Annotated in this window: 10 protein-coding genes and 1 pseudogene; 5 read left to right on the forward strand and 6 right to left on the reverse strand. The window is 69.6% G+C overall.

Going from position 1 to position 9,116, the window contains the following annotated elements; genetic code table 11:
• Positions 1-14: 14 nt before the first annotated feature.
• Both CCN44_RS04795 and sodN read right to left on the reverse strand, forming a co-directional pair.
• Complete coding sequence (locus CCN44_RS04795; RefSeq protein WP_086696943.1) at positions 15-416, reverse strand: helix-turn-helix transcriptional regulator; 402 nt, start codon at positions 414-416, stop codon at positions 15-17.
• 161 nt (positions 417-577) lie between these two features.
• Positions 578-973, reverse strand: coding sequence for a superoxide dismutase, Ni (sodN, locus tag CCN44_RS04800; protein WP_014674929.1), 396 nt, complete (start codon positions 971-973; stop codon positions 578-580).
• 145 nt (positions 974-1,118) lie between these two features.
• Between sodN and sodX the strand changes: the two genes are divergently transcribed.
• Positions 1,119-1,553 carry a nickel-type superoxide dismutase maturation protease gene (sodX, locus tag CCN44_RS04805; protein ID WP_059255229.1) on the forward strand — a complete coding sequence of 145 codons (435 nt, stop codon included), beginning with the start codon at positions 1,119-1,121 and terminating at the stop codon, positions 1,551-1,553.
• On the opposite strand, the gene CCN44_RS04810 is transcribed toward sodX, so the two are convergent.
• The gene (locus CCN44_RS04810) at positions 1,457-2,086 is read right to left on the reverse strand and encodes a CGNR zinc finger domain-containing protein (protein WP_086696940.1); all 630 of its coding nucleotides are present in this window, start codon (positions 2,084-2,086) and stop codon (positions 1,457-1,459) included. The genes sodX and CCN44_RS04810 overlap by 97 nt on opposite strands.
• Before the next feature lie 100 nt (positions 2,087-2,186).
• On the opposite strand from CCN44_RS04810, the gene CCN44_RS04815 reads away from it, so the two are divergent.
• Positions 2,187-2,945 (forward strand): class I SAM-dependent methyltransferase, encoded by a 759-nt coding sequence (locus CCN44_RS04815; RefSeq protein ID WP_086696941.1) that lies wholly within the window; start codon positions 2,187-2,189, stop codon positions 2,943-2,945.
• Positions 2,946-3,135: 190 nt separating this feature from the next.
• On the opposite strand, the gene CCN44_RS04820 is transcribed toward CCN44_RS04815, so the two are convergent.
• Genes CCN44_RS04820 through CCN44_RS04830 form a run of 3 tightly spaced genes read right to left on the reverse strand, consistent with a single transcriptional unit; the run spans position 3,136 to position 5,867 of the window.
• A complete protein-coding gene (locus CCN44_RS04820; protein WP_059255230.1) occupies positions 3,136-3,888 on the reverse strand; it encodes an amino acid ABC transporter ATP-binding protein in 753 nt (250 codons plus the stop codon).
• A 50-nt stretch (positions 3,889-3,938) separates the two neighbouring features.
• The gene (locus tag CCN44_RS04825; protein ID WP_059252554.1) at positions 3,939-4,871 is read right to left on the reverse strand and encodes an amino acid ABC transporter permease; all 933 of its coding nucleotides are present in this window, start codon (positions 4,869-4,871) and stop codon (positions 3,939-3,941) included.
• Positions 4,872-4,907: 36 nt separating this feature from the next.
• On the reverse strand, positions 4,908-5,867 hold the full coding sequence (locus CCN44_RS04830) for an ABC transporter substrate-binding protein (RefSeq protein WP_059252555.1): 960 nt from the start codon (positions 5,865-5,867) through the stop codon (positions 4,908-4,910).
• Positions 5,868-6,443: 576 nt separating this feature from the next.
• On the opposite strand from CCN44_RS04830, the gene CCN44_RS04840 reads away from it, so the two are divergent.
• The 3 genes and pseudogenes from CCN44_RS04840 to CCN44_RS04850 form a co-directional block, all read left to right on the forward strand.
• Entirely contained in the window at positions 6,444-7,667 is a 1,224-nt protein-coding gene (locus CCN44_RS04840; protein WP_059252556.1) for an NAD(P)-dependent malic enzyme, read from the forward strand.
• A 240-nt stretch (positions 7,668-7,907) separates the two neighbouring features.
• A complete protein-coding gene (locus CCN44_RS04845; protein ID WP_086696942.1) occupies positions 7,908-8,873 on the forward strand; it encodes a zinc-binding dehydrogenase in 966 nt (321 codons plus the stop codon).
• Between the two features lie 152 nt (positions 8,874-9,025).
• Positions 9,026-9,116, forward strand: a pseudogene (locus CCN44_RS04850) (helix-turn-helix domain-containing protein); the annotation flags it as partial.

Here is a 9,116-nt window from a genome sequence, read left to right on the forward strand (position 1 = left end):
CCCCCGCCGCCGCCTCAGTACGGGCGGCGGCGGGGGCGGGTGAGCCGGCGGGCCACGCAGGGCGGGATCGCCGCGCTCTCCTCGTGGTCGCGGGCGCGGTAGGCGCTCGGCGTCTCGCCGACCAGCTCGGTGAAGCGGGAGCTGAAGGAGCCGAGCGAGGTGCAGCCGACGGCGAGGCACACCTCGGTCACGGTGAGATCGCCCCGCCGCAGCAGCGCCTTGGCCCGCTCGATCCTGCGGGTCATCAGGTAGCTGTACGGCGTCTCCCCGAACGCCTTGCGGAAGCTGCGCTGGAAGTGGCCCGGGGACATCAGGGCGTCACGGGCCAGCTCGGTCATGTCGAGCGGCTCGGCGTACTCGCGGTCCATACGGTCGCGCACACGGCGCAGCCGCCTCAGATCCTCCAGCGCGGTCACCCGCACAGCTTCGCACAGGCCGGGCCGCGCGGGACGATCTCCTCCGGCAGCACCGCCGGACACGACACCGGCCCGCCCGGCAGGGCCGGGCGGGCCGGTGTCACACCGACTTCGCCCCGCGGCACCAAGGCACCGCGGGGGCGAGATCAAGGGGCCTCGGTTCAGGCCTTCTTGGTCTCCCAGAAGATCTTGTCGATCTGGGCGATGTAGTCCAGCGCCTTCTGGCCCGTCGCCGGGTCGGTGGACGCCTTGGCGGCCGAGAGGGCCTTCAGCGTGTCGTTGACCAGCTGGTGCAGCTCCGGGTACTTCTCGAAGTGCGGGGCCTTGAAGTAGTCGCTCCAGAGCACGGAGACGTGGTGCTTGGCCAGCTCCGCGCGCTGCTCCTTGATGACGGTGGCGCGCGCCTGGAAGTGGGGGTCGTCGTTGCCGGCCATCTTCTCCTGGACGGCCTTCACCGACTCCGCCTCGATGCGGGCCTGGGCCGGGTCGTACACGCCGCAGGGCAGGTCGCAGTGGGCGCTGACCTTGACCTTGGGGGCAAACAGGCGGGAAAGCATGGAGCATTCCTTCCTCGTGATCGTCTTCTCAGGTGCGACATTACTCCCTGGGGAAGGCGATTTCTCGGGTGCCCCCTAGGGCTTAGGACAAAAGTCCAGGGTGAGACTGAGACTGGTGGAGGAACGGACCGGGGAGGTGCCGGGGATGCCGGAGCTGTCGCAGGAGACCGAGCGGGGGAGGGCCGTGGCGCCCTTCGGGCTGGCCGAGGTGACCGGCCCGTCGATGGTGCCCACGCTGCACCACGGGGATCAGCTGCTGGTGCGGTACGGGGGTGCGGTCAGGCCCGGGGACGTCGTGGTCCTGCGCCATCCGTTCCAGCAGGACCTGCTGGTCGTCAAGCGTGCCGTGGAGCGGCGCGAGGGCGGCTGGTGGGTGCTCGGGGACAACCCGTACGCGGGCGGGGACAGCACGGATTACGGGGTCGTGCCCGAGGAGCTGATTCTCGGTACGGCCTGGTTCCGGTTCCGGCCGGTCAAGGCGGGTCAGCGGTCGCCGCTCGCGCTGCTGCGCTGGGCGCTCTCGGCGGCGAGGCCGCTGCTGCCCGACCGGTCGGCCTCCAGGCGCTTGCGGGCCCGGTAGGCGGCCACGTTGGCGCGGGTGGCGCAGCGGTCCGAGCAGTAGCGCCGGGAGCGGTTGGTCGAGGTGTCGAGGTACGCGTTGCGGCAGGGGGGCGCCTGGCACAGGCCGAGGCGGTCCACGCCGTACTCGGTGAGGTGGAAGGCCAGGCCCATCGCGGCGATCGCCGCGTAGCCGGCGGTGGCGTTGGACGGGTGGTCGGCCAGGTGCATGTGCCACAAGGGGCGGCCGTCCTCGTCGCGGTAGTCGTGCCCGGAGATCTGCGGGCTGACCGGGAACTCCAGCAGGAGGGAGTTCAGCAGGTCCACGGCCAGCGTCTCGTCGCCCTGGTCGGCGGCCTCGAAGACCCCCCGCAGCCGGGCCCGGACCGACCGGAAACGCGTGACGTCGGCGTCGGTGGCGCGGCGGGCCGCCGACGCGTTCTCGCCGAAGAGGTCGCGGACGGCCTCGACCGTGGTCAGGGTGTCCTTGCCCCGGGCCGGTTCCTCGCTGTTGACGAGACGTACGGCGTAATCCGAGTAATAGGCCAGTTCCACTTGTAGTCCTTACGGAGGCGCATTATCGTCATGTCTGCGGTCGGGTAACAGCCGGTCGTGCTTCCAGGGTATTACGCGAACCGAGGGGAGTCGGAGTTCCATGACCACGAGTGCCGGAACCGACTGGGCGGCCTGGCAGGAGAGCTGGGACCGGCAGCAGGAGTGGTACATGCCGGACCGCGAGGAACGCTTCCGGATCATGCTCGACATGGTCGAGGCGCTCGTCGGTACGGCCCCGCGCGTGCTCGACCTCGCGTGCGGCACCGGCAGCATCACCGCCCGGCTGCTCCGCCGCTTCCCCGAGGCCACCAGCACCGGCGTCGACCTCGACCCGGCGCTGCTCGCCATCGCGCAGGGCACCTTCGAGGGCGACGACCGGGTCCGTCTCGTCACCGCCGACCTCACGGACCCCGACTGGCCGGCGCGGCTGCCCTACGACTCGTACGACGCCGTCCTGACCGCGACGGCCCTGCACTGGCTGCACAGCGAACCCCTCGCGGCCCTCTACGGTCAGGTCGCGGAGCTGGTCCGCGACGGCGGTGTCTTCATGAACGCGGACCACATGATCGACGACACCACGCCCCGGATCAACGCGGCCGAGCGTGCCCAGCGCCACGCCCGCATGGATCAGGCCAAGCGGGACGGCGCCCTGGACTGGGCCGAGTGGTGGCAGCTGGCGGCCGCGGACCCGGTCCTCGCCGAGCCGACCGCCCGACGCTTCGAGATCTACGGCGAGCACGCCGACGGCGACATGCCGCCGGTCGCCTGGCACGCGCGCGTGCTGCGCGAGAAGGGCTTCGCCGAGGCCCGGCCGGTGTGGTGCTCCCCCTCGGACACGCTGCTGCTCGCCCTCAAGTAGACCGGCGCCGGGCGCGGCGGACAGAGGCGGTACGACAGGACAGAGGCGGTACGGGAAGTCGTACCGCCTCTTGTGCGTCCCCCGAGGAAAGGGGGAGGCATGACGGGTGAGGGACGTCCGCCCCGCTGCCCCCAGCGGCACGGCGAAGGGCGGTACGGGGGAAGCCGTACCGCCCTTCGCCGTGCGTGGGTCAGAGCACCTTCGACAGGAAGGACTGCGTCCGCTCGTGCTGCGGGTTCGTCAACACGTCCCGCGGGTGGCCGGATTCCACCACCACACCGCCGTCCATGAACACCAGGCTGTCGCCCACCTCGCGGGCGAAGCCCATCTCGTGCGTGACGACGACCATGGTCATGCCCGACTCGGCGAGGTCCCGCATGACGTCCAGGACGTCACCGACCAGCTCCGGGTCCAGGGCGGAGGTCGGCTCGTCGAACAGCATCAGCTTCGGGTCCATCGCCAGCGCCCGGGCGATCGCCACCCGCTGCTGCTGGCCGCCGGAGAGCTGCGAGGGGTAGTGCCCGGCCCGGTCGGCCAGGCCCACGCGCTCCAGCAGCTGCATGGCGCGTTCCCTGGCCTGCGTCCGGTTCACGCCCTTCACCTGCACCGGCGCCTCCATGACGTTCTCCACGGCCGTCATGTGCGGGAACAGGTTGAAGCGCTGGAAGACCATGCCGATGTCCCGGCGCTTCATCGCGACCTCGCGGTCGCGCAGCTCGTACAGCTTGTCGCCCTGCTGGCGGTAGCCGACCAGCTCGCCGTCGACGTACAGCCGTCCGCCGTTGATCTTCTCCAGGTGGTTGATGCACCGCAGGAAGGTCGACTTGCCGGAACCGGAGGGGCCGATGAGGCAGAACACCTCGCCCGGCTTCACCTCCAGGTCGATGCCCTTGAGTACCTCGACGTGGCCGAAGGACTTGTGGACGCCCTGCGCCTTCACCATCGGGACGACGTCCTGGGCCGGGGTGTCCTGCTTCTTGCTCAGCTTGTCGGTCATGCCGAGACCTTCCTGCTCGACAGGGTCGTCAGGTGGGCCCTGATCTTCTGCCACGGGGTCGGCGGCAGGCTGCGGCTGGAGCCGCGGGCGTAGTACCGCTCGATGTAGTACTGGCCGACGCTCAGGACAGAGGTGAGGATGAGGTACCAGGTGGCGGCGAGGAAGTACATCTCCACCGGAGCGCCGGAGGTCTGGCCGATGTCCTGGGCCACCCGGAACAGTTCGGAGAACTGGACGACCGAGACCAGCGAGGTCGTCTTCAGCATGTTGATGACCTCGTTGCCGGTCGGCGGCACGATCACCCGCATGGCCTGCGGGATCACGATCCGGCGCAGCGTCTTGCCGTGGCTCATGCCCAGCGCGTGGGCGGCCTCGGTCTGGCCCTCGTCGACGGCGAGCAGGCCGGCCCGGCAGATCTCCGCCATGTACGCGGCCTCGTTGAGGCCGAGGCCCAGCAGCGCGGTCAGGAACGGGGTCATGAAGTCCGACCACTCGTCCTTGTAGACCGGCCCCAGGTTGATGTACTCGAAGACCAGGCCCAGGTTGAACCAGACGACGAGCTGCACCAGGACCGGCGTGCCCCGGAAGAACCAGATGTAGAACCAGGCGATGGAGGACGTCACCGGGTTCTTCGACAGGCGCATCACCGCCAGGACGATGCCTCCGACGATGCCGATCGCCATCGACAGGACCGTCAGCAGGAGCGTCTTGCCCATGCCTTCCACGACGCGGTCGTCGAAGAAGTAGTCCGGGATCGCCCCCCAGTTGATCCTGCCCTGGGAGAACGCGTAGACGATCGCGACGAGGAGCGCGAGGGCGACGACGGCGGACACGTACCGTCCGTAGTGCCGGACCGGAATGGCCTTGATCGCCTCCGGGCCGGCCGGGGGAGTGCCCTGCTCCCCGGCCGTCTTCTTGATGTCAGTCACAGATGTTCCTTCTCAGTGGCCGCTCGGTGCCGCGGGTCACTTGCCGCCGTTGATCACGGACTCCTTGACGGCGCCGTCCTGGGCGCCCCACTTCTCGAGGATCTTCTGGTACTCGCCGTTCTTGATGATCGCGTTCATCGCGGCCTGCAGGGCGTCGCGCAGCTGCGTCTCCTTCTTGGAGACCGCGATGCCGTACGGAGCCGCCTCGACCTGCTCGCCGACGATCTGGAAGTCCTTGCCGCCGCCGGAGGTCTTCACCGCGTACGCCGCGACCGGGAAGTCGGCGGACACGGCGTCCGCGCCGCCCGAACGCAGCCGGGTCTGGGCCTGCTGGTTGTCGTCGAAGGCCTCGATGGAGAGCTTCTTGCCGCCCGGACACTTCTCGGCCTGCTGCTTGGCCAGGTCCTCGGAAGTGGTACCGCGCTGCACGGCGAGCTTCTTGCCGCACAGGTCGTCCCACGTCGTGATGCCCTTGGTGTCGCCCTTGCGGGTGTAGATCGACACACCGGCGGTCAGGTAGTCGACGAAGTCGACGCCCTCGCCGACCTTCTTGCCGGTGTCCGGGTCGACGCCCTCCTGACGGTTCTTGTTGTCCGTCATCGCCGACATCGCGATGTCGTACCGGTCCGAGCGCAGACCGGTGAGCAGGGCGTCGAAGGTGCCGTTCTGGAAGTCGAACGTCACCCCGAGCTGCTTGCCCAGCGCCGCCGCCAGGTCCGGGTCCAGGCCGACGATGTTGCCGGAGGAGTCCTTGTACTCCACCGGGGCGTAGGCGATGTCCGAACCGACCCGGATCGTGCCCTTGCTCCGGATGTCCTCGGGGAGCTTGTCGGCGAGCGGCGCGCTGCTGGTGGACGCACTGCCGGAGTCCTTGTTCTTGTCCTGGGTCTGGTCACCGCAGCCGGTGAGCAGCAGGGCCCCTGCGACCGCGATCGCACCGGCCGCGGCCAGACGGGAGCGCGCTGCGGTCGTACGACGGGTGGAGCTTGCGGTCATCGTGGTTCCTCCGGCGGATGGGAAGAGTTGCCGATGGGTCGACGGAAACACACACCTTCGGGTGTCGCGACCTCGTGGGTTTACGGCATCTTGCCATTCGGACTACGCCATTCAGGGGCGTCGCTATGTCAAAATCGGATAACGGGTGACCCCCGAATCGCATCAGGTCGGTACAACCTTGGTCCATCACCACCGAACCATCTGCGGGAATCCAGCGCTCCCGCCGGAAAATCTTCGGCCTGTCTCAGCATGTGGTCACCCCACCGCCGTCCCTATCGGTCGGCCTTGGGTGTTTTCGCGCCATCTCGGCCCGTCGGTCGCGTGTTACTCACGCGTCACTTGTGCGCCGCCTTCCGGTTTCGCGATGTGACCTTGCACCTATTGGACTCGTCGTGGGCACGGTCCGTCCGGTAAGAAGGTTCTTTACACCCCTCATCCGGGGCTCAGGGCGCGTGTGCGGCGCGCCCGTCGCGTATGGCTCGTCGGTATCCGCAATCGGGCCGTACGCGGTGCCCGCCCACCCCTCACCAGGAGTGGTCGACCCTCAAACCATGCATACCTAAGGGGTAAAACAAAGTGGCAGCGGAGATCGTCAATCCTCGCAGCGACGGCACAACGGACCAGGACGGCGGGGCCGAGCCCCTCGATTCCTTCGATCCGGCGTTCGCGCTGCACCGCGGCGGCAAAATGGCCGTGCAGGCCACCGTGCCGGTCCGCGACAAGGACGACCTTTCCCTCGCGTACACGCCCGGCGTCGCTCGCGTGTGCACCGCGATCGCTCAGCAGCCGGAGCTGGTCAACGACTACACATGGAAGTCGAGCGTGGTCGCCGTCGTCACCGACGGCACGGCCGTGCTCGGACTCGGGGACATCGGTCCCCAGGCCTCCCTCCCCGTGATGGAGGGCAAGGCCATCCTCTTCAAGCAGTTCGGCGGTGTCGACGCGGTGCCGATCGCGCTCGACTGCACCGACGTGGACGACATCGTCGAGACCGTCGTCCGGCTCGCTCCCTCCTTCGGCGGAGTCAACCTGGAGGACATCTCGGCGCCCCGGTGCTTCGAGATCGAGCGCCGCCTCCAGGAGCGCCTGGACATCCCGGTCTTCCACGACGACCAGCACGGTACGGCCGTCGTGACGCTCGCGGCGCTGCGCAACGCGGCGCGGCTCAGCGGGCGCGAGATCGGTCAGCTGCGGGCCGTCATCTCGGGCGCCGGCGCGGCCGGTGTCGCCATCGCCAAGATGCTGGTCGAGGCCGGCATCGGGGACGTGGCGGTGGCGGACCGCAAGGGCGTCGTGTCGGCCGACCGGGAGGACCTGACCCCGGTCAAGCGCGAGCTGGCCGGCTTCACCAACAAGGCCGGCCTCACCGGCTCGCTGGAGGGCGCCCTCGCGGGTGCGGACGTCTTCATCGGCGTCTCCGGCGGTACGGTCCCGGAGGAGGCCGTGGCCTCCATGGCCGAGGGCGCCTTCGTGTTCGCGATGGCCAACCCGAACCCCGAGGTGCACCCGGAGGTCGCGCACAAGTACGCGGCCGTCGTCGCCACCGGCCGCTCGGACTTCCCGAACCAGATCAACAACGTGCTGGCCTTCCCCGGGATCTTCGCGGGGGCGCTTCAGGTGCGGGCCACGCGGATCACCGAGGGGATGAAGATCGCCGCGGCGGAGGCGCTGGCCGCGGTGGTCGGCGACGACCTCGCCGCCGACTATGTGATTCCGTCGCCGTTCGACGAGCGGGTCGCTCCGGCCGTCACCGCGGCGGTCGCCGCGGCTGCCCGGGCCGAGGGTGTGGCTCGGCGCTGAGGCCGCTCCGCGCCGATGTCGCCCGGTGCTGAGGCTGCTCCTCGTCGCCGTTGCGCTGAATGGCCCCGTCCATTTGGGCGGGGCCATTTTGTCTGTCCGCCCGTCCGCTCGCGTGAGGGCGAGGGTGCCCCCAGGCCCGTCGGCCGTCTGCTGCGCTGTCCGGGTGCCGGTGCGCAAGAGGGCATGTGTCACAGGGGTCACCGGTTCCGCCGGCTGCACCGTGCACCTATCGTCGGCAGCATGTTCGCTGTCTACGCCGCCCGAATCGACCGCGACCAGCCGCTCACCGGCCTTGAGTTGGGGGAGCGTCCGGCTCCCGAGGCCCGTCCCGGCTGGAGCACCATCACCGTGCGGGCCGCTTCCCTCAATCACCATGACCTCTGGTCCCTGCGGGGCGTCGGCCTCCCGGAGGACAAGTTGCCGATGATCCTCGGCTGCGACGCCGCAGGGGTCGACGCGGACGGCAACGAGGTCGTCCTGCACTCCGTCATCGGCCAGACCGGCCACGGCGTCGGCCCCGACGAGCCGCGCTCCATCCTCACCGAGCGCTACCAGGGCACCTTCGCCGAACAGGTCGCCGTCCCCACGTGGAACATCCTGCCCAAGCCGAAGGAGCTGTCCTTCGCCGAGGCCGCCTGTCTGCCGACCGCCTGGCTGACGGCGTACCGGATGCTGTTCACCAACGCCGGGGTACGGCCCGGTGACTCGGTCCTCGTGCAGGGCGCGGGCGGCGGTGTCGCCACGGCCGCGATCGTCCTCGGCAAGGCGGCCGGGCTGCGGGTCTTCGCCACCAGCCGGGACGAGGCCAAGCGGAAGCGGGCCCTGGAACTGGGCGCCGTGGAGGCCGTGGAGCCCGGAGCGCGGCTGCCGCAGCGGGTGGACGCCGTCATCGAGACCGTGGGCGCCGCCACCTGGTCCCACTCGGTGAAGTCCCTGCGGCCCGGCGGAACCCTCGTCATCTCCGGTGCCACCAGCGGGGACCGGCCCTCGCACGCCGAGCTGACCCGGATCTTCTTCCTGGAGCTGAAGGTGGTGGGCTCCACCATGGGCACCAAGGACGAGCTGGAGGATCTGCTCGCCTTCTGCGCCGCGACGGGGGTACGGCCCGTCATCGACGAGGAACTGCCGCTGGACCGGGCCCGCGAGGGCTTCGAGCGGCTCGCGTCCGGGGAGCAGTTCGGGAAGATCGTGCTCACCAACTCCTGAGGTTCGGCTGTTCGTCGACGCGTTCGCCGGATGCGGTGGCTGGACGCGTCGGTGGGGCTGAGAGGCGGGTCCGGGGTGCCGGGCCCGCCTTTCGCATGCCCCGTCTGTCAACTGTGGTTGACGAATGGGGAGTGTCAACTTAGATTGACAGCATGAGTGAGGCAACCGATCTCGCCGAGCGCGCCGGTGACCGTGATCCGCGGGTCGGACTGCGGGCCGTGGCCGCGCTGCGCCGGCTGCTGG

This window comes from Streptomyces tricolor, assembly GCF_002155905.1.
GTDB classification, from domain to species: domain Bacteria; phylum Actinomycetota; class Actinomycetes; order Streptomycetales; family Streptomycetaceae; genus Streptomyces; species Streptomyces tricolor.